The following is a 20,275-nucleotide window of genomic DNA, read 5'->3' on the forward strand; positions in this document are numbered from 1 at the left end:
ACCCTCAGCGGCTCGGCGACGGCTCTCCGGGCGGGTCACCCGCGTGCCGGCGGCACACGAGGATCCAGATCACGGCCGCCGCACCCGCCGATGCCACGAACCCCCAGATCGCACCGCCCAGTCCTCCCAGCGCGAACCCGGCGATGGGGAGCACGATGGCGGCGACGGTCTGCCCGACCCGACCCGTCATCAGGCCCCGCCAGCCCGTCGTCCCGCGCGCCACGATGTAGGCGACCTGGCCCACCAGGAAGCTCCCGACGAACAGGGCCGTCGGCAGCGCGTACGGGACGAGCGCCGACAGGGTCCCGGCCGGTCGGCCGATGGCGGGGAGCACGAGCTCCAGCACACCCCACACCGCCAGCGCGCACGCCGCAGCTGCCGCAGCCAGACCGGCGAGCACGCGGACGGTGAACAGCCCCCGCGGTCCGAGGTGGGCGAGAGTCGGACGCATGGGCTCCAGAAGCAGACCAGCCGGCATCGCCGCGCTGGAGACGGCGCGGTAGACGCCGAAACTGGCGGCCGGCATGAGCCCCGCGAGGATCAGCGGAACTCCGATGGACCCGAGGTCGAGCAGAGCGGAGTCCGCCAGCAGCACGCCGATGTGGCGCCTCTTCTCTCGGACCCACGCCACGAGTCCGCACCCGGCCGGGATGCGCGGGACCGCGAGGACGATGCCGGCTCCGACCGAGCTCGCGGCCCACGCGGTCCAGATGAGGTGGTCCGACCCCCACGCTCCGACCAGCACCGCGACGAAGACACCCGTCGCGACCAGATCGCTGGCGACCGCTCTCCTGTGCTGGCCGCGGGCAACGGCCGCGTAGCGGGTCGACATCCGATAGGTGGTGAACGCAACGGCGAGGAACCCGCTGACCAGGTGGAAGGGCGATGGCCCAAGAACGACGAGGGTCGCGACCGCGCCCGCGACCCCGAACAGGATCGCGCAGCTCGTCGCCGCACCGAGATAGCGATCGGCTGCTCCGCGCGTGTCGTCCAGGAGTCCGCCGTCACGCAGCCAGGCCTCACTGACCAGAGAGAACTGCGTGGAGATTCCGAACGCCGCGACCAGGTACACGACGGAGAACTGGCCGTACTCCGTCGGCGCGAGGACGAGAAGAGCGACGACCGGCGTGAGGGCGGAGTAGAGCGCCCCGAACGGCACGTGCCCCAGCGACCCCCTCACGCGGGGCTGCCAGATGCGGCCGGCTGCGTCCCCAGCCCCACCGCGTCCCGCCATCGTCCCTCCCAGGCGGAGAAGCTGAAGTCGGCGACAACCCCCTCGCGCGCCCTGCGACCCGAGGCGGCCCGCTCCGATGCCGTGGCGCGGGTGAGACCGACGAGACCGTCGTACCACTCCGTATCGGTCGCGGCGGCGACACCACCGAGGCGTTCCAGGACAGGGATGTTCGCACCCACCGCGCTACCGATGAGCGGCAGGCCGGCTGCCGCGTACTGGAGCAGCTTGTAGGCGCACTTGCCGCGCGTCCACTCGTCGTCCGGCAGGGGCATGATCCCGAGGTCGGCGGCCGAGAGCTCGTCCGCGAAGGTGTCCGGACGCCACGGCGTGCGGTCCACCATGCGATCGAGCTCGCCAAGGCTGCGGCTGCCTGCGCTGATGACCCGCAGCCGCAGCCCCAGCTCTCGATGGGCGCGCAGCAGCTGATCGCCGATGAGGTGGAGGTAGGGCTCGGTCGCCGGTGAGCCGATCCACACGGCGACGGGTCGGTCGACGATCTCGAAGTCGGTCTTGACGTCGTAGCTCTCGTGCTCGACACAGCTCGGTATGACGACGACGCGATCGCTGAGCTCGGCCGCGTGCTCCGCCAGCTCGTCGCTCCCGGCGATGACGACGTCCGCCGCCTCGACGGCGCGGGCCCAGGTGCGGCGCCGGGAGAGCAGGTTGCCGAACGGCACCCCCGGCAGGTCGGCGTAGAGAGCGTCGTCGAAGTCGTAGACACCGCGGGCGGCGCGGGTCAGCAGACGTGCCTCCGACCGTCCCGTTCCGAGCGGCGAGAGCTCTCGTGAGAGCAGCACCGTGTGTCCGGGGGCGGACGTCACGAGCCTCGTGATCGCGCGCTCTCCCCGCCACGTGCCGACGGGGTCGCGCACGAGTGCCACCGGGGAGTTCGACGAGGCTCCGCGGTACTCGAACCGCTGCACCGGCTCGATCCCGGTGTGGCTGAGCCAGTCGTACAGCCTGACGCGCGTGCTGCTCCCGCCAGCGCCGTACTGCGAGGCGACGACGAGCGGTTGCGAGCTCACGTGCGCGCAGCTCTGGGTGTCACCGTCACGATGTCACTCGCACGACGAGGGCCGGGGGCGCGGGGCGTGCCATGCCCCGTCCGGACCGATCCCGTCCAGGGGGTGAGCCGGCCGCGGGAGCGACGAGCGACGCGGCGCGTTGCTTGGATCCTCGCAAGTCACCGGCGATACGCTACCAGCGTGGCTCGAACGCGCCACCGACCTCGGCGTCAGCGCCTCTCCCACGATCGCTCGTGCCGTGCGCTCGGCGAAACGCACTCTCGAAGAGGAACTCCGTGCCCCCCACGACCGACTCGCTCGCGGCAGAGCAAAGCGCCATCGACGGCCTCCTCGTCCTGAGGACCAAGGAGATATCGGACGGCCGAGGGACCATTCGCGAGTTCTTCCGCTCGAGCACGTTCGGCCGGACGGGAGTCGACATCGGTCCGTGGCGCCAGATCAACCTCACCGCAACGCGCCAGGGCGCCGTGCGAGGGTTGCACGGCGAGGACATGACCAAGCTGGTGGCGGTCGCGAGCGGGGAGGCGTTCGGCGTCTACGTCGATGCCCGACCCACGTCGCCGACACTCGGGCAGGTGGTCACGGTGCCCCTCGTCGTCGGTGTCCAGGTGTTGGTTCCGCGAGGCGTCTGCAACGGTTTCCAGTCGATCTCGCCGGGCGGGAGCCAGTACCTCTACTGTTTCGACGAGGAGTGGCGGCCCGGCATGGCCGGGGTCGCGATCACCCCGCTCGACCCCTCCCTCGACGTCGCCTGGCCGATCCCGATCGACCCGGGCGACCGGGACCAGATCTCGGAGAAGGACGCGGCGGCTCCCTCCTTCGCGGATGCGCTCGCCGCTCTGCGCTCCCATGAGGCACACGAGCACGAGGACGACTGATGCGCGGAATAATCCTGGCCGGCGGCACGGGGAGCAGACTGCACCCCGTCACGATGGGGGTCAGCAAACAGCTCGCTCCGGTCTACGACAAGCCCATGGTCTACTACCCGCTCTCGACGCTCATGCTCGCCGGGATACGAGACGTCCTCGTCATCACGACGCCGCACGACGTCGTCTCCTTCCAGCGTCTCCTTGGTGACGGAGCCCAGTTCGGCATCTCCATCGACTACGCGGTGCAGGCGGAGCCGAACGGCCTGGCCCAGGCATTCGTGCTGGGCGCGAGCTTCATCGGGCGCGAGAAGGTGGCGCTCGTCCTCGGTGACAACATCTTCTACGGACCCGGTCTGGGCTCGCAGCTCATGAACTTCTCCGACGTGGACGGCGCCGCTGTGTTCGCCTACAAGGTCGCCGACCCCACGGCCTACGGGGTCGTCGAGTTCGACACCGATGGAGTCGCGCTCTCGCTCGAGGAGAAGCCCGCGCGACCCCGCTCCTCCTACGCCGTCCCCGGCCTGTACTTCTACGACAACGACGTCGTGGCGATCGCGCGGGACATCGAGCCGTCCGCGCGCGGGGAGTACGAGATCACCGACGTCAACCGCACCTACCTGGAGGCGGGCAAGCTGCTGGTCTCCCCACTCCCACGCGGGACCGCGTGGCTCGACACCGGGACGTTCGACTCCCTGCTGGACGCCGCGAACTACGTCCGTACGATCGAGAAGCGAACCGATCTCAAGATCGGTTGCCCCGAGGAGGTCGCGTGGCGGCGCGGGTTCCTCACGGACGACGACCTCCGGGCGCGAGCGCACTCACTGGCGAAGTCCGGTTACGGCGACTACCTGCTCCGGCTCCTCGGCTGACTCCTGGAGCCGAACCCACGAAAGGGTGGACATGAGACTTCTCGTCACGGGCGGTGCTGGATTCATCGGATCCAACTTCGTCCGACTCACGACCGCGGAGCGGCCCGACGTCAGCATGACCGTGCTCGACCGCCTCACCTATGCCGGCGATCGACGCTCGCTCGACGGGCTGCCGATCCGGTTCGTCGAGGGCGACATCGCCGACCGCGACCTCGTCGAGGAGCTCGTGCGGGAGGCGGACGCCGTCGTGCACTTCGCGGCGGAGTCCCACAACGACAACTCGATCGCCGACCCGTCGCCGTTCGTCCACACGAACCTGGTCGGGACGTTCACGCTTCTCGAGGCCGCCCGGCGGCACGGCACCCGGTTCCACCACATCTCGACCGACGAGGTCTACGGCGACCTCCAGCTGGACGATCCCGCCAGGTTCACCCCGGAGACTCCCTACAACCCCTCGAGTCCGTACTCCTCGACGAAGGCGGGGTCCGACCTCCTCGTCCGGGCCTGGGTCCGCTCGTTCGGCCTGGAGGCGACGATCTCGAACTGCTCGAACAACTACGGGCCGTATCAGCACGTCGAGAAGTTCATCCCCCGCCAGATCACCGGTCTCATCGACGGTGTGCGGCCACGGGTGTACGGCTCCGGCGCCAACGTCCGTGACTGGATCCACGTCGACGACCACAACCGCGCCGTCTGGTCCGTGCTGGAGCGGGGAAGGATCGGGGAGACCTACCTGATCGGAGCCGACTGCGAGCTGTCGAACCTCGAGGTCGCGCGCGCTCTTCTCGAAGCGTTCGGCCGGGATCCCGATGACATCGAGCTGGTCGCCGACCGCCCGGGACACGATCTCCGGTACGCCATCGACGCGAGTCGCCTGCGCGACGAGCTCGGATGGCGACCGAGCCACCCGAGCTTCCGCGACGGGCTCCTCAGCACGGTCGACTGGTACCGCGAGAACGAGGAGTGGTGGCGTCCGGCGAAGGCAGCGGTCGAGGCGTCCTACGCGGCGCGCCACCAGTAGAGCGGCTCGGACGATCCCTGTACACCGGGGCGCGCCTGCAGGGATGTGAACGCCTCGATGGGCACAATGACGGGATGACAAGCCGCCAACGCGCCGGGCTGGGTGCTGCCCTGCTGGGCGTCGCTCTCCTCGCCGCGTGCACGTCGCCGCAGCCGGGAACGACTCCGTCACCGTCGTCCTCGCCGAGCGGGTCGTCCTCGACGCCCTCGACCGGCCCGTCGACCAGCGCGTCCTCGACGCCGTCGCCAAGCGGCTCGACGAGCGGCTCCCCCACGCCGTCGTCGTCACCCTCACCGTCGACGTCGCCGTCCGCGACGGCATCGGCGACGCCGGAGCCCACCTCGTCCGGCCAGGGCGGTGCCGCGGTGAGCATCAGCTACGCCGAGCTGCGCGACGGCGTCGTGGAGGTCAACGGCTTCGTCGCCGGGGTCCTCGAGGACGGCGGGACCTGCACGGCGACCGTGACGTCCGGCGGTCAGACCGTGTCGGCCTCGGCTGCCGCGTTCGCCGACGCCACCGTGACGTGGTGCGACCCCATCACCGTCGACGCCCCGAACGCCAAGGTCGGCGACGAGGTCACGCTCGAGTACCGTTCCGCGACCACCAGCGGTCGCGCCACTGCCCCGATCGGAGCCCCATGACCGTCCGCGCCGGTCGATCCCTGACCCTGCTGCTCACGGCCGTCCTCGTGTCGGCGGCCGCCCTCGTCGCCCCCGTCCTGCCCGGCGGTCCGGCGACCGCCGAGGCCGCCGACGGGAAGGACTACGACCCGGGATACATCATCTCGGACGAGAACTTCTACGACGGCAACGCGATGACGGCCCAGGAGGTGCAGACCTTCCTCAACTCCAAGGGGACGAGCTGCGTCGCCGGTGAGCAGCCCTGCATCAAGAGCTGGCAGGGACCGACGGTCGCGAAGGCGAAGGACTCCTACTGCAACGGCTACGCGGCTGGCACGCAGACCGCGGCGGAGATCATCGCCGGGGTCGGGAAGTCGTGCGGGATCAGCCAGAAGGCGCTCGTCGTGCTCCTGCAGAAGGAGCAGAGCCTCATCACCCGGACGAAGCCGACCAATCGCGCCTACCAGATCGCGACCGGGTACGGCTGCCCGGACGGACAGCCGTGCGACGCCGAGTACTACGGGTTCTTCAACCAGGTGTACCGCGCGGCATGGCAGTACAAGGTGTACAAGTCGCGGCCGACCTCGTACGGATTCCAAGCCGGCCGCGTCAACACCATCCCGTACAACTTCAAGGCCTCGTGCGGCAGCGGCCCGGTCTACATCCAGAACGAGGCGACGCGGGCGCTCTACATCTACACGCCGTTCCAGGCCAACGAGGCCATCCTCAAGAACATCTACGGCAACGGCGACTCGTGCACGTCGTTCGCCCAGATCAACACGTGGACGTTCTGGAGCGACTGGTTCGGGTCTCCGACGGGCATCGCCCACGCCTATCCGGTCGAGGGCGGGATCCTGTCCACGTGGACGGCACACGGCGGTGTCGCCGGCCCGGGCGTGTCCACCGGCCCCATCACCTGGTCCACCGCGAACGGCGGGGGCTGGTACCAGAACTTCACCAACGGCATCATCACCCACACCGCCACCGGCGTGGGCGCCTACCACCAGCACGGCACCGGCATCACCACCGCATGGAAGCGCGCCGGCGCACAGGACGGCACCTGGGGCTGGCCCCTGACCCAGGAGACCTGCACCAACGGCACCTGCCAGATCACCTACACCAACGTCATCGCCACCTGGACCGCCACCACCGGCACCACCACCCAACCCCGTCACCCGTACGAGGTCAGCGGCGGGATCGCCGGCACGTGGAACAAGTACGGCGGCCTCGCAGGCCCCGGCCTGTCCACCGGCCCCATCACCTGGTCCACCGCGAACGGCGGGGGCTGGTACCAGAACTTCACCAACGGCATCATCACCCACACCGCCACCGGCGTGGGCGCCTACCACCAGCACGGCACCGGCATCACCACCGCATGGAAGCGCGCCGGCGCACAGGACGGCACCTGGGGCTGGCCCCTGACCCAGGAGACCTGCACCAACGGCACCTGCCAGATCACCTACACCAACGTCATCGCCACCTGGACCGCCACCACCGGCACCACCACCCAACCCCGTCACCCGTACGAGGTCAGCGGCGGGATCGCCGGCACGTGGAACAAGTACGGCGGCCTCGCAGGCCCCGGCCTGTCCACCGGCCCCATCACCTGGTCCACCGCGAACGGCGGGGGCTGGTACCAGAACTTCACCAACGGCATCATCACCCACACCGCCACCGGCGTGGGCGCCTACCACCAGCACGGCACCGGCATCACCACCGCATGGAAGCGCGCCGGCGCACAGGACGGCACCTGGGGCTGGCCCCTGACCCAGGAGACCTGCACCAACGGCACCTGCCAGATCACCTACACCAACGTCATCGCCACCTGGACCGCCACCACCGGCACCACCACCCAACCCCGTCACCCGTACGAGGTCAGCGGCGGGATCGCCGGCACGTGGAACAAGTACGGCGGCCTCGCAGGCCCCGGCCTGTCCACCGGCCCCATCACCTGGTCCACCGCGAACGGCGGGGGCTGGTACCAGAACTTCACCAACGGCATCATCACCCACACCGCCACCGGCGTGGGCGCCTACCACCAGCACGGCACCGGCATCACCACCGCATGGAAGCGCGCCGGCGCACAGGACGGCACCTGGGGCTGGCCCCTGACCCAGGAGACCTGCACCAACGGCACCTGCCAGATCACCTACACCAACGTCATCGCCACCTGGACCGCCACCACCGGCACCACCACCCAACCCCGGGCCGGGAAGACGTCGCAGCTCTCCGCCCCGTCGGCCGGGCGGGCCCCCGACTCCACCTCGCCGTCGGATCGCGCGACGACTCCCGAGGAGTCGGCGTCCCCGAGCGAGCCGGCGTCACCGCAGGCCAGCCCGTCCCCGAGCCCCTCGGGACCGGCCGCGACGGATCCGTCCGCCACGGCGTCGCCGAGCGTCACCTCGTCCACGGCCGACTAGCGCACTCGACCGACGACACACCCCGACACGCCGCAGGCGCCGCAGTCGCTGCGGCGCCTGCGGCGTCTCACGAGCAGGCGATGCGACCGGTTCGGCACCCCTCGCCGACACAAGCAGTTCAAAGCCTGTTCATGACCGGTTCACAGGTCCGCTACTCTCCCAGGGCGGCCATGTTGTCCATGGTTCGTTCGGCCTCCCGAGGAAGGGACGACCCATGGCGCTCCCCCACGACGAGTTCAGGCTGCTCGTCGCGTTGACCACCAGTGGCGAGATCCACACCGATGCAGGTCTCAGTGACCACCTCTCCCTCCCGCAGGAGGACGTCACCGAGGTTCTCGCACGCTGCGAGCAGCACGGCTACGTGAGCGATGGACGCCTCACCGACCTGGGGTGCGCGGCCCTCGAGCCCTACCGCGTCGACAACGCGGTCATCATGGCCGCCGGGTTCTCCCAGCGATTCGCCCCGATCTCCTACGAGAAGCCCAAGGGCGTGCTCAAGGTGCGCGGGGAGATCCTCATCGAACGACAGATCCGCCAGCTGCTCGAGGCCGGGATCACGGACATCACCGTCGTCGTCGGCTATCGGGCGGAGTACTACTTCTACCTCGCGAGCAAGTACGGCGTCGACATCGTCGTCAACCCGGACTACGCGACCAGGGACAACAGCTCGTCGCTCTGGGTGGTCCGCGAGCGCCTCGGCAACACGTTCGTCTGCTCCTCCGACGACTACTTCACCGAGAACCCGTTCGAGCGATACGTCTACGGCGCCTACTACGCCGCGACCTACGTCGAGGGCGAGACCGAGGAGTGGTGCATCCTCACCGACGAGGACGACGTCATCACCGCGGCCCCGATCGGCGGTGCCGACGCCTGGGTCATGCTCGGCCACGTCTACTTCGACCGCGCGTTCTCGACCCGGTTCCGCGAGATCCTCGAGGAGGTCTACCACCACGCGGAGACCGAGCGGAAGCCGTGGGAGACCGTCTATCTCGACCACGTCGACCAGCTCCCGATGCGGATCCGGCGCTACCCGGACGGCGTGATCTACGAGTTCGACTCCCTCGACGAGGTGCAGGGGTTCGACGCCGCCTTCATCGAGAACGTCAACTCCCGGGTCCTCGACAACATCGCCCGCACGCTCGGGTGCGAGAAGAGCGACATCACCGACTTCTACCCGCTCAAGCAGGGCATCACGAACCTGTCCTGCCACTTCTCGTTCGGCGGGGCCGAGTACGTCTACCGGCACCCGGGGATCGGGACGGAGAAGATGATCGACCGCGTCGCCGAGACGGCTGCCCTCGAGCTCGCGAAGGAGCTGGGCCTCGACACGACCTTCCTCGTGAGCGACCCGGCCGAGGGGTGGAAGATCTCCCACTTCGTGCCGAACGCGCGCACGCTCGAGGACCACGACCCGGCCGAGGTCAGGATCGCGATGGAGATGGGGCGGCGCCTCCACGAGAGCGGAGCCCAGCTCGATCGTCGCTTCGACTACCTCGAGGAGGGCCACGCGTACGAGGAGCTGCTCGAGCAGTACGGGCCGATCGACGTGCCCGGCTACGAGGAGCTCAAGCGGAAGGCGATCCGGCTGAAGTCCCTCGCCGACGCCGACGGGTACCCCCTCGTGCCGTCGCACAATGACTTCTTCGGCGCAAACTTCCTCATCTCCGACTCCGGCGAGGTCAACCTCATCGACTGGGAGTACGCCGGCATGTCCGACCCCGCGAACGACTTCGGGACCTTCGCCGTCTCGGGGCAGCTCGACGAGGACGAGATGCACCGGGCCCTCGAGTACCACCTCGGCCGTCCGGCGACGTTCGAGGAGACCCGTCACTTCTTCGCCTACACCGCGCTCGCCGGGTGGTGCTGGTACGTCTGGGCCCTCGCGAAGGAGGCCCAGGGCGGCAACGTCGGCGAATGGCTGTACGTGTACTACCGCTACGCGGTCGACTACCTCGACAAGGTCCTCGACTGGTACGAGAACGACGCCGCCACCACCGAGACCATGATCGAGACGGGGACGCACGCATGAAGTTCGGAATCCTCAGCGGCCTGACGTGGGGCCTCGACACCGTCATCCTCAGCATGGCGCTCGTGCTGGTCCCGTTCTTCGGGGCGCCCGAGGCAGCGATCTCGAGCGCGTTCCTCCACGACCTCGCCTGCGCCGTCATCCTCTTCGTCTACATGGGGATCAAGGGGCGACTGCGGGCCACCATGTCCGCCGCGAAGACCCGCAGCGGCCGTGCCGTCATGGGAGCGGCGCTGCTCGGAGGCCCGGTCGGGATGACCGGGTACCTCATCGCCATCAACAACATCGGCCCCGGTTTCACCGCGATCATCTCGTCCTTCTACCCCGCGTTCGGCGCCGTCCTCGCGTTCATCTTCCTCAAGGAGCGGATGCGTCTCGGGCAGTTCATCGCCCTGCTCGTCGCCCTGGCCGGGGTCATCACGATCGGCTGGGTCTCCACCGACTCGGAGACCCCCGGCCTGGCGATCGTCGGCATCCTCGCCGCACTCATGTGCGTCGTCGGTTGGGGTTCGGAGGCCGTGATCCTCGCGTGGGCGATGAAGGACGACATCGTGGACAACGAGACCGCGCTCCAGATCCGTGAGACGACCTCGGCCCTGGTGTACGCCGCGGTGCTCCTGCCCGTCTTCGGGGCGTTCCGGTTCTCGTTCAACGCGATCCCCACGCCCGCGATGGGGGTGCTCACGATCGCGGCCGTGGCCGGCACGGCGTCGTACCTGTTCTACTACACCGCGATCAACCGCATCGGTGCCGCCAGGAGCATGGCGCTGAACATCTCGTACTCGGCCTGGGCGGTCGTGTTCGGCGTCATCCTGCTCGGCGCGATCCCCAGCCCCATCGTGATCGTCTGCTGCCTCGTCATCCTGGTCGGCACCGTCCTCGCCGCCTCGCCGAACTGGCGCGAGCTCCGCTTCTGGCGGGGCGGACCGCCGTCCGGCGGCGATTCCGACAAGGACGACGTGGTCGCGGCGACGAGCTGATACGCCGCGTCCAGTGTCGCGATACCATCACAGACGCGGCCCCCAACCCGGGCCATCGTCACATCGCTGGGAGTCCGGATGAGTGTCCTCGTCGTCGGGGGAGCTGGGTACATCGGCTCTCACGTGGTCCGCCTCTTGTCGGAGGCGGGGACCGACGTCGTCGTCGTCGATGACCTGTCCACGTCGTCACGTGAGCGCGTGGCGGGAGTGCCGCTCGTCGAGCTCGACGTGGCGGCCTTCGACGCCACCGCCCGGCTGGGGCAGGTCATCCGCGACCACGACGTCGATGCGGTGATCCACTTCGCGGCGAAGAAGCAGGTCGGTGAGTCGGTCGCGCGACCGCTGTACTACTACCAGCAGAACGTCGGCGGACTGGTCAACCTGCTGGCGGCGATGGAGCAGGAGGGGGTCAGCTCGATCATCTTCTCCTCCTCCGCGGCCGTCTACGGGGAGTCCCTCGACCCGGTGGTGGACGAGTCCGCCCCGACCAACCCGATCAACCCCTACGGCGCGACGAAGCTCGTCGGCGAGTGGCTCCTGTCCGACTGCGAGCGCGCCTGGGGTCTGCGCTGGGTCGCCCTGAGGTACTTCAACGTCGCGGGCACCGGGTGGCCGGAGCTGAGCGACACCGCCGTCATGAACCTCATCCCCATGGTCCTCGAGCGCCTGGTGGCGGGCGAGGCACCCCGCATCTTCGGCGACGACTACGAGACGCCGGACGGCACGTGCATCCGCGACTACGTCCACGTCGCCGACCTCGCCGCCGCGCACGTGGCCGCGCTCGAAGCGCTCAGGGACGGCCTGCCGAGCACCGTGTTCAACGTCGGCACCGGAGCCGGTTCCTCCGTCACGGAGGTGATCGACGCGGTCGAGCAGGTCTCCGGCATCGACATCGCGCCGCTCGTCGAACCGCGCCGTCCCGGTGATCCGCCCAGCCTCGTCGCCAACGCCGACCTGATCGAGTCACGACTCGGGTTCCGTGCCCGCAGGGGGCTGGGCGAGATCGTCGAGTCGGCCTGGCGGGCCTGGGCGCGACCCGAGGCCGACGCATCGTGAGCACGTCCGCATCTCCCGAGTCCGGCCGCGGTACCCGCAACGACGACACCTGGCTCATCGTCCCGCTGTTCAACGAGTCGACCGTCGTCGGTGACGTCATCCGCGGGGCCCGCGAGACGTTCAGCAAGATCGTCTGCGTCGACGACGGCTCGAGCGACGACTCCGCCGCCGTCGCCCGCGCGGCCGGGGCCGTCGTCGTCAACCATCCGGTGAACCTCGGCCAGGGGGCTGCGCTCCAGACGGGGCTCACCTATGCGCTGGGCGATCCCGCGGCGTCGTACTTCGTCACCTTCGACTCCGACGGCCAGCACCGCACCGAGGACGCGGCGCGGATGGTGCAGCGACTGCGGACCGAGGACCTCGACGTCGTCCTCGGCTCCCGGTTCCTCGACACGCCGATCGAGGCCGGCCTGCTCAAGCGCCTCGTCCTCAAGGCAGCGGTGCTGTTCGAGCGGATCACCACAGGGCTCCGGGTCACCGACACCCACAACGGCCTGCGCGCGTTCAGCCGCCAGGGCGCCAGCGCGATCCGGATCCAGCAGAACCGGATGGCGCACGGCTCGGAGATCCTCCAGGAGATCTCGCGCAAAGGTCTGCGGTACAGCGAGGAGCCGGTCCACATCATCTACACGGACTACTCCCGCGCCAAGGGCCAGTCGCTCTGGAACTCCGTCAACATCCTCAACGAACTGTTCCTGGATCGGTGACCGACATGGGCGACCAGTTCATCGCCAAGGCCATCCTCGTCGTCGTGCTCGTCGGCCTCATGGCCGTCCTCGTCGTCCCACGACGCGGTGCCCGGCCTCTCGCCATCCGACGGCTCACCTACGTCGCGCTGCTGGCAGCGGCCGTGGCCGCCGTCGTCTATCCCGCGTGGCTCACGTGGGTCGCCGAGACCGTTGGGGTCGGGCGGGGCGCCGACCTGCTCCTGTACGGCCTCATCCTCGTGTTCATCAGTCACTCGATCGCGTCCAAGTCCCGTCACGCAGCCGACGACCGGCGCTTCACGGAGCTGGCCCGCGCGGTCGCGATCGAACGCGCCGAGCCGGCCGAACAGGCCGGCGAACGCCTCGTCAACAGTGCCGCCGGCGAGTCGGAGGGCTAGACCGTGGCGTTCAAGGAGTACGAGGATCCGGCCGTCCTGCGCCAGGTCCAGCTTGCCTCGACCAGGATCCTCGGTGAGCTCGACCGGGTGTGCCGGCTCCTGGACATCCCCTACGCCATCTACGCCGGCACGGCGATCGGCGCCGTGCGCCACGGCGGGTTCATCCCGTGGGACGACGACGTGGACGTGTGTCTTCCCCGGGCATCCTACGAGCGCTTCCTCACGGAGGCACCGGCCGTGCTCGGGGAGGAGTTCACGATCGAGAACTCACGCACGCACGCCGACTTCCCGAACATGTTCACCAAGCTCGGTCTGCGAGGGACGCTCTTCATCCCCGAGTTCATCAAGGACGCGAGCTACCGGATGCCACTCAGCATCGATCTCATGCCGTTCGACAACGTCCCGGACGACCCGAGGGCGTACCAGCGTCAGCGACTGCGCACGTGGGTGTGGGGCCGCCTCGTCTACCTCCGCGCGAGCGGCACCCCCTACCTCGAGCTGGCGGGATGGAAGCGCTCCGTCGTCCTCGCGGCGAGCTGGACGGCCCACACGGTGATGCGGGTGCTGAGGATCTCACCCCGCTGGCTGCAGCGCCGGTGGGAGAGCGCCGCGCGCCAGTACGAGCACGCGACGACGCACTTCATGGCGGACTACTCCGACATGAACCCCATGGCCTGGGCCGTGTCGTACGACGAGCTCTTCCCGACGGTCGAGGTCGCCTTCGAGGGCATCGCCGTGCGTCTCCCGCACGCCTACGACACGATCCTGCGACGCGGCTACGGCGAGTACATGGAGATCCCGCCGGTGGACAAGCGCAAGAACCACCAGCCCTACCTCATCGACTTCGGGCCGGCCTGAGCCCGGTTCCAGCACGTGCCCAAGGGATCCGGCTCGCAGCTCAAGCGCGACTACATCTGGAACACGGCGAGCAGCGTCATGGGAGCGCTCTCACTCGTCCTTCTGCAGTTCGCCGTCACTCGCGTCCTGGGACTCGCCCTCGGCGGGATCTTCGCGTTCGCGCTCAGCCTCGGCCAGCAGTTCCAGATGATCGGCGCGTTCGAGGTCCGTCCCTACCAGGCGACCGACGTCACCGGGCGCTTCTCCTTCGGCAGCTACTACGCGCTGCGGATCCTCACCACGACGCTCATGCTCGTGAGCATCATCGGCTACGCCATCGTCGCCGGAGGCCCCACCAGCACGGCCGTCGTCATCGTCCTCGTGGGCGTGCTGCGCGCCTTCGACGCATTCGAGGACGTGTTCTACGGCGAGTTCCAGCGTCTCGGCCGGCTCGACATCGCCGGCCGCGCCCTCTTCCTCCGAACGCTCGTCACCACGGTGACCTTCGTCGTGTCCCTCGTCGCCAGTCGCGACCTCGTCATCACATGCGCGGTGACCATCGTGGTGTCGGCGGCCGCACTGTACGTCTTCGTCGTCCCCCCGGCCCGGGCCATGTTTCCCCTGCGGCCGGTGTTCCGGACCTCGACGGTGCGCACGCTCGCGCTCGCGTGCCTGCCGCTGTTCGTCGCCTCCTTCCTGGCGCTCTACCTCTCCAACGCTCCACGGTTCGGGATCGAGCGCTTCCTCTCCCAGGAGGACCAGGGCATCTACGCGATCCTGTTCGTGCCTGCACTGGCCATCAACGTGCTCAGCCTCTTCATCTTCCGACCGCTGCTCACCCGGATGGCGACCTTCTGGGAGAGCGGAGATCGGCCGGGCTTCCTCCGGGTCATCCGTGGTGGGATCGCCGGGGCGTTCGGAGCGTTCGTCGTCACCCTCGTCGCGGCCTGGGCGATCGGCATCCCGCTCCTCGGCGCGCTCGCTGCCGCTGACCTCGGGCCATACCGGCCGGAGCTGCTCGTGCTCGTGGGCGGCGGCGCCCTGAACGCCCTCGGGGTCATCCTCTACTACGCGCTCGTCACGCTTCGCCTCCGCCGGGCGGTCCTCGGCGGATACGTCCTGGCATCCGTCGTCGTCACCGCGCTCGGCTGGCTGCTCGTGCCCCACCTCGGGATCATGGGGGCCGGCCTCACGTATGTTGGGGCGATGCTCACGCTTGCCCTGTGCTTCGGGATCCTCCTGGCCCTGGCCGTTCGTCGCGACGTCGCGGGGAGCACGCCGGCATGAGGGTCGCCTTCGTCGTGAACAACTACCCCCCGCGCGTGGGCGGGGTGGAGAATCACGTGGCGAGCCTCGCCCGACGGCTCGCGGCCGAGGGCCACTACGTCCTGGTGTTCACCATCTCGGACGACCCTGAGCTGCCTCGACGGTCCGTGGTCGACGGCGTTCGGGTGCTCAGGGGCCGCGAGCTGGTCCGGGTCGGCGACGTGCTCGGCTTTCCTCCGCCGGGGACATCGAGGCGGCTGCGGCGGATCCTGCGTCGCCACCGGATCGACGTGGTCTCGGTGCACACGCGGTTCTTCCCGCTCACGTGGCTGGGGGTCAGGGCGGCTCACCGGATGGGCCTGCCCGTCATCCACACCGAGCACGGAAGCGATCATGTCGCCTCCGGCTCCGCTCTCATCACGCATGCGAGTCGACTGGTCGACCTGACCCTCGGACGTTGGTCGTTGAGAGCCGCCGACGCGGTGCTCGGCGTCTCCGAGAGCGTGCTCGACTTCGTCGGCCGGCTGAGCGGGCGAGAGGGCGAGCTGTTCTACAACGCCATCGAGCCATCGTCGACTCAGGACTCGCCACGGACGGACCGACCGGGACATCTCGTGTTCGTCGGTCGCATCGTGCCCGGAAAGGGCTGGGACACGTTCGTCGACACGGTGGCGACGCTGCGGCGCACCGGCCACGCCGTCACGGCCGAGATGCTCGGCGACGGGCCGGACATGCCCCGACTGCTCGCGGCCGTGGCCGAGGCCGGTCTTGGCGAGGACATCCGTGTGCGTGGTCGCGTCGACTCGCGGTCCGTCCGCGAGGCCCTGCGCGGCGCCACCCTGGTGAACCCGACACTGCTGTCCGAGGGTTTCCAGACGACGCTGCTCGAAGCGATCGCGGAGGGTGGCCGCGTCGTCACGTACCCGGTTCCCGGAGCGCCGGTGCTCGCCGCGGACGGGGCACCCGTCGTGGTGACGGCGGAGCGGTCGGGCGCCGCCCTCCTGGCTGCGCTCGAGGACCTCCTCCGGGAGCCACCGGCGCCGGCGGCTCCCGCTTATGTCGACGCCTGGACCTGGCCGGCGCGTGCCGCGCAGTTCACGGACGCGTGCGACCGCCTCATCCGCAGCCGGTGATCGCCCACAGCTTGGCGTCGCCCTGGCTGTCCACGAGCTCGACCACGTCGGAGTCCGCAAGGTTCTCCAGCCCGGGGAGCTCGGCGTTCGGGTTGTTCGGCGCCATCGGGTTGCCGCTGAAGTCGAGCACGTGCGTGACGCCGGAGTCGATGACCGCCTGACACACCTCGTCGCCCGGTTCCGCGGTGCTCAAGCCGAAGTCGATGAGGTCGACGTCCGCGTCCGGCCCGTGACCGAGGTGGTGCCACGTGACATCGACGCCGACGAGCGGGTAGGCGAACGAGCCGCCGTAGAACGGGTTCACGGCAAGGAGCGCGTCGTCGCCGACGGTGTCGGGCAGTCGCTCGATGAGGGCGAACTCGTCGGGGTTGAGGGCCCGGGCATCGTCAACGACGCGCATGAGCGAAGCGATCCATCCCGAGCTCGACTGGGCGGTCCGAACGACGGTGGCGACCAGCAGCGCCGCACAGAGCGCACCGACCAGGAGCACCCGCGAGCGCGGGGTCTCCCGCGGAAGCCTCGTCCTGATCCATCGCCAGGTGACCTGCGCGCCGTAGACGGCCACGGGCGCGACCACGAGAGGGAGCGCCGCCGCAAGCCGCGGCGTGTTGTTGAACCAGACCCCGGTGAACCATCGGAGCCGCTCGGAGTCGACACTCGCGACGATGACGAAGAGCACCCCGACGAGGGCCCAGCCTCCCACCAGCCAGGAGCTGGGTGAGCGACGCCGCACGAGCGTCACGGCACCGACGACCGCGAGCACCGAGATACCCCAGGCCGCGGGACGCGCGTACCCCGACTGGAAGATCAGCTCTCCCACTGCCTGAGGCACCTGCTCGACGGGTGGCCATCCTTCGGCTGGCCGCAGCTTGCCCCACGCGACGCAGTAGACGAGGAGCAGACAGACGGCCGCGGCACCGAGCAGAGCGAGCCGTCCCCACCGGCGCGCGCGCCAGAGCGGCACGCCGACCCGGAAGGCGACGAAGCCGATCGGGACTAGGGCGATCGCCGCGACGAGCATCCCACCGTTCGGGTGGGCCAGCGCCACACCGACCAGGCCCATGAGACCCAGCCCGAGTCCACGGAACGTCGTCGTCAGCCGGTACGTCCCGACACCGAGGAACGCGGCGAGCAGCGCGAGCACCGCGGGGATGAGCGCGTACGAGAGGAAGTTCGGGTAGAGCACGCCGTACTCGAGGAGCAGGTACGGGAAGCCGGAGAAGCCGGCAAAGACGAGGCCGGCGACGAGTGCCGTCTTGACCCCGGGCCGGAGCAGCGTCAGAGTCAACGCCGTGGCGCTGAGCGGCCACACCAGCGAAGCGATCACGAGGTTGGTCGCGTTGGCCGCGACCATCGGACTCGCGCCGGTGACCTCCGCGACGAGTGAGGCCAGCGCGTGCCAGGTCGCCGGGTAGAAGCCGTACGGCCCCTCGTTCCAGGTCATCGACAGGATCGTGAGCGACGAGGCGTCGCCGTTCTCGAGGATGTACTGGATCGCGCTGAGATGGAAGACGTTGTCCCACGTCTGGTTGAACGCGTCGGGCGCACCGAATCCATGGAGCGTCCAGAACCCGATGACGAGAGCGGCGACCGGGACCGCGAGAAGAGCGACCCAGGCGTTCCCCGAGATCAGCTCACCCCGATCGAGGACCGCGACCCGCCAGCGTCGGGTGAACCGACCGCCTAGCGCCGCGATGAGAGCGAGCACCACCACGACCACGAGCAGGGGAAGGATCCCCCACCGCACTCCGAGCATGCTCGCGACGATCGACGCGATCCCGACGGCGGCCACGCTCACGCCTGGCCCCACCATCAGGGCGACTGGGGCACGCACGCCAGCGGCGAGTGCTACCAGCCACCCGGGGACGAGGAGTAGTCCCACCGCCACCAGAGCGGGGAGGACGATGACAGTCCAGGATTGGTCCATCAGACCCGGGAGTCCTCTCAGGTACACACGGCCAGCGCCGAGCAGGGCGCACGGCGTAAGGCCCGCCGCGGCGCCGAGCCTACGTCACACGGCCCGTTCGGGGTGGCTCGCACCGACGAGACCTCCGTCACCCGGGTGATGGCGTCGCTCGGGGGACTACTCGCACGCGACGCCGTCACCGTCTCGATCGAGGTGGGCGGCGTATCCAGGCTCGCCCCGGTAGATCGGGGCCAGACCGGAGTTCCGCGCCTCGGTGCAGTTGCGATAGCTGACGTCCCAGTAGCCTCGCCACACACCGTCACCGCGGAAGTAGGCCGAGCGGCCGGCCACCGTGACCGTCCCCGTCACCATCGGTCCGCTCGCGCTGAGGTAGTAGGAGCTTCCGCCCTGCTGGAACCAGCCGGTCCTCATCTGTCCGCTCGCGTTCATCACGTACCAGGAGGAGCCGATCCTCGTCCATCCCGTGCGCATGACGCCGCCGCCGTCGAGGTAGTACCAGCTGCCGCTCTGCTGCAGCCAGCCGGTGCGCATGATGCCGTCGGTCCCGAGGTAGTACCAGGAGCTCCCGACCTGGGTCCATCCCGTGCGCATCACGCCGCTGTCGTCGAGGTAGTACCAGTCACGACCCTGCTGCAGCCAGCCGGTCTGCATCTGACCGCCGCCACTCATGAAGTACCAGGACGAACCGATCTTGGTCCAGCCGGTGCGCATGATGCCGTCGGTCCCGAGGTAGTACCAGGAGCTCCCGACCTGGGTCCATCCCGTGCGCATCACGCCGCTGTCGTCGAGGTAGTACCAGTCACGACCCTGCTGCAGCCAGCCGGTCTGCATCTGACCGCCGCCACTCATGAAGTACCAGGACGAACCGATCTTGGTCCAGCCGGTGCGCATGATGCCGTCGGTCCCGAGGTAGTACCAGGAGCTCCCGACCTGGGTCCATCCCGTGCGCATCACGCCGCTGTCGTCGAGGTAGTACCAGCTACGACCCTGCTGCAGCCAGCCCGTCCGCATGACGCCGCTGGAGTCGGACCACGACCATTCGCCGGCGACCAGGAACCACCCGCGCACGACGCCGCCGCCGGCGAAGTAGCCGACGCCCTCCGCGCCCGTTGCGACGTTGCGCACGTACCCGAAGCCTCGGTACGAGCCGCGGTCGAACCCCACGACCCCCAGCGCGTCCGTGCTGAACCAGTGCTCCTCGCCGCCGTCCCGGACCCCCACCAGGACCGAGAGCCGGTCGCCTGAGCCGGGGACGGTCAGCGTCACACTGCCCGACCGCTCGGCCGGAAACGGCCCACTCACCTCCCATCCGGTCAAGAACTCCACGGGCGCGTCGTCGATCTCGGTCCAGGCCTCGATCGCGAACACCTCCGGAGCCTCCCCGCCCTGCGCGTCCCACGAGACGGTCAGCTCATCTCCGACGACCGCGTCGGCGCGGTCCAGCGTGAGAACGACGCCCAGAGGAGACGCCAGCGCGGCTGCCTCGATCGCACTGCCCGGTGCCGTCCCTCGCTCGACTCGGCTCAGCGATGAGGTGGCACCGACGCCCTCGCCCGCGGGTGCCGCCTGCGCGACGACACCGGACGAGAGCACCAGCGCTCCCGTCAACAATGCCCAGAGGGCGCTGCGTGAATAGCGAAGAATCGGGCTCATCGGCGCGCTCGTTCCCGTCGAGGTGATCGGCTGACGCAACGCCGGCCGAAGGACCGCATGTCTGCGGATCTCTTCGCTCGATCGTAGGCGGCCAGCCACGCCGTCGCGCGGGGAATGACGGGGAGAAGCCGCGTGTTAGCAGCAGGCCGGGTCGCGGCCCAGGACCCGAGCGGAAGCACACAACACCGACTCACACGCGTCCCGGCACGCAACCATCGCCGTTGCCGGGTTGAT

At 69.3% G+C, this 20,275-nt stretch carries 17 protein-coding genes; 13 read left to right on the forward strand and 4 right to left on the reverse strand.

Annotation, left to right across the window (positions count from 1 at the left end):
* Nucleotides 1-4: 4 nt before the first annotated feature.
* Together EDD28_RS01450 and EDD28_RS01455 are read right to left on the reverse strand one after the other, a co-directional pair.
* The gene (locus tag EDD28_RS01450) at nucleotides 5-1,180 is read right to left on the reverse strand and encodes an MATE family efflux transporter (RefSeq protein ID WP_148059511.1); all 1,176 of its coding nucleotides are present in this window, start codon (nucleotides 1,178-1,180) and stop codon (nucleotides 5-7) included.
* A complete protein-coding gene (locus tag EDD28_RS01455) occupies nucleotides 1,177-2,259 on the reverse strand; it encodes a glycosyltransferase family protein (RefSeq protein ID WP_123738013.1) in 1,083 nt (360 codons plus the stop codon). The genes EDD28_RS01450 and EDD28_RS01455 overlap by 4 nt, the downstream gene beginning before the upstream one ends.
* Nucleotides 2,260-2,534: 275 nt before the next feature.
* Between EDD28_RS01455 and EDD28_RS01460 the strand changes: the two genes are divergently transcribed.
* The 13 genes from EDD28_RS01460 to EDD28_RS01525 all read left to right on the forward strand — a co-directional run bounded on the left by EDD28_RS01460 (nucleotide 2,535) and on the right by EDD28_RS01525 (nucleotide 16,461).
* A complete protein-coding gene (locus EDD28_RS01460) occupies nucleotides 2,535-3,137 on the forward strand; it encodes a dTDP-4-dehydrorhamnose 3,5-epimerase family protein (protein WP_245967866.1) in 603 nt (200 codons plus the stop codon).
* Nucleotides 3,137-3,997, forward strand: a complete 861-nt coding sequence (gene rfbA, locus EDD28_RS01465; RefSeq protein ID WP_123738015.1) for a glucose-1-phosphate thymidylyltransferase RfbA — start codon at nucleotides 3,137-3,139, stop codon at nucleotides 3,995-3,997. Before EDD28_RS01460 ends, rfbA begins: the two co-directional genes overlap by 1 nt.
* 31 nt (nucleotides 3,998-4,028) lie before the next feature.
* Nucleotides 4,029-5,018, forward strand: coding sequence for a dTDP-glucose 4,6-dehydratase (gene rfbB, locus EDD28_RS01470; RefSeq protein WP_123738016.1), 990 nt, complete (start codon nucleotides 4,029-4,031; stop codon nucleotides 5,016-5,018).
* 365 nt (nucleotides 5,019-5,383) lie between these two features.
* The gene (locus tag EDD28_RS01480) at nucleotides 5,384-5,659 is read left to right on the forward strand and encodes a hypothetical protein (protein WP_123738017.1); all 276 of its coding nucleotides are present in this window, start codon (nucleotides 5,384-5,386) and stop codon (nucleotides 5,657-5,659) included.
* Nucleotides 5,656-8,058: an LGFP repeat-containing protein gene (locus EDD28_RS01485; protein WP_123738018.1), complete on the forward strand. Its 2,403-nt coding sequence runs from the start codon at nucleotides 5,656-5,658 to the stop codon at nucleotides 8,056-8,058. Before EDD28_RS01480 ends, EDD28_RS01485 begins: the two co-directional genes overlap by 4 nt.
* A 214-nt stretch (nucleotides 8,059-8,272) precedes the next feature.
* Nucleotides 8,273-10,087 carry a phosphotransferase gene (locus tag EDD28_RS01490; RefSeq protein WP_123738019.1) on the forward strand — a complete coding sequence of 605 codons (1,815 nt, stop codon included), beginning with the start codon at nucleotides 8,273-8,275 and terminating at the stop codon, nucleotides 10,085-10,087.
* A complete protein-coding gene (locus EDD28_RS01495; RefSeq protein ID WP_123738020.1) occupies nucleotides 10,084-11,064 on the forward strand; it encodes a DMT family transporter in 981 nt (326 codons plus the stop codon). The genes EDD28_RS01490 and EDD28_RS01495 overlap by 4 nt, the downstream gene beginning before the upstream one ends.
* Nucleotides 11,065-11,142: 78 nt before the next feature.
* Entirely contained in the window at nucleotides 11,143-12,120 is a 978-nt protein-coding gene (galE, locus tag EDD28_RS01500) for a UDP-glucose 4-epimerase GalE (protein ID WP_123738021.1), read from the forward strand.
* Complete coding sequence (locus EDD28_RS01505; RefSeq protein WP_123738022.1) at nucleotides 12,117-12,827, forward strand: glycosyltransferase family 2 protein; 711 nt, start codon at nucleotides 12,117-12,119, stop codon at nucleotides 12,825-12,827. Before galE ends, EDD28_RS01505 begins: the two co-directional genes overlap by 4 nt.
* A gap of 5 nt (nucleotides 12,828-12,832) precedes the next feature.
* Nucleotides 12,833-13,225, forward strand: coding sequence for a DUF2304 domain-containing protein (locus tag EDD28_RS01510; protein WP_123739856.1), 393 nt, complete (start codon nucleotides 12,833-12,835; stop codon nucleotides 13,223-13,225).
* A 3-nt stretch (nucleotides 13,226-13,228) separates the two neighbouring features.
* Nucleotides 13,229-14,083: a LicD family protein gene (locus EDD28_RS01515; protein ID WP_123738023.1), complete on the forward strand. Its 855-nt coding sequence runs from the start codon at nucleotides 13,229-13,231 to the stop codon at nucleotides 14,081-14,083.
* Between the two features lie 15 nt (nucleotides 14,084-14,098).
* Nucleotides 14,099-15,349 carry a lipopolysaccharide biosynthesis protein gene (locus tag EDD28_RS01520; RefSeq protein ID WP_123738024.1) on the forward strand — a complete coding sequence of 417 codons (1,251 nt, stop codon included), beginning with the start codon at nucleotides 14,099-14,101 and terminating at the stop codon, nucleotides 15,347-15,349.
* Nucleotides 15,346-16,461 carry a glycosyltransferase family 4 protein gene (locus EDD28_RS01525; protein ID WP_123738025.1) on the forward strand — a complete coding sequence of 372 codons (1,116 nt, stop codon included), beginning with the start codon at nucleotides 15,346-15,348 and terminating at the stop codon, nucleotides 16,459-16,461. Before EDD28_RS01520 ends, EDD28_RS01525 begins: the two co-directional genes overlap by 4 nt.
* Here EDD28_RS01525 and EDD28_RS01530 read toward each other — a convergent pair.
* Together EDD28_RS01530 and EDD28_RS01535 are read right to left on the reverse strand one after the other, a co-directional pair.
* On the reverse strand, nucleotides 16,445-18,388 hold the full coding sequence (locus EDD28_RS01530) for a DUF6541 family protein (protein ID WP_342769916.1): 1,944 nt from the start codon (nucleotides 18,386-18,388) through the stop codon (nucleotides 16,445-16,447). The genes EDD28_RS01525 and EDD28_RS01530 overlap by 17 nt on opposite strands.
* 156 nt (nucleotides 18,389-18,544) lie before the next feature.
* Nucleotides 18,545-20,041 (reverse strand): excalibur calcium-binding domain-containing protein, encoded by a 1,497-nt coding sequence (locus EDD28_RS01535; RefSeq protein WP_123738027.1) that lies wholly within the window; start codon nucleotides 20,039-20,041, stop codon nucleotides 18,545-18,547.
* Nucleotides 20,042-20,275 lie beyond the last annotated feature (234 nt).

This window comes from Salana multivorans (assembly GCF_003751805.1).
Taxonomy (GTDB): Bacteria; Actinomycetota; Actinomycetes; order Actinomycetales; family Beutenbergiaceae; genus Salana; species Salana multivorans.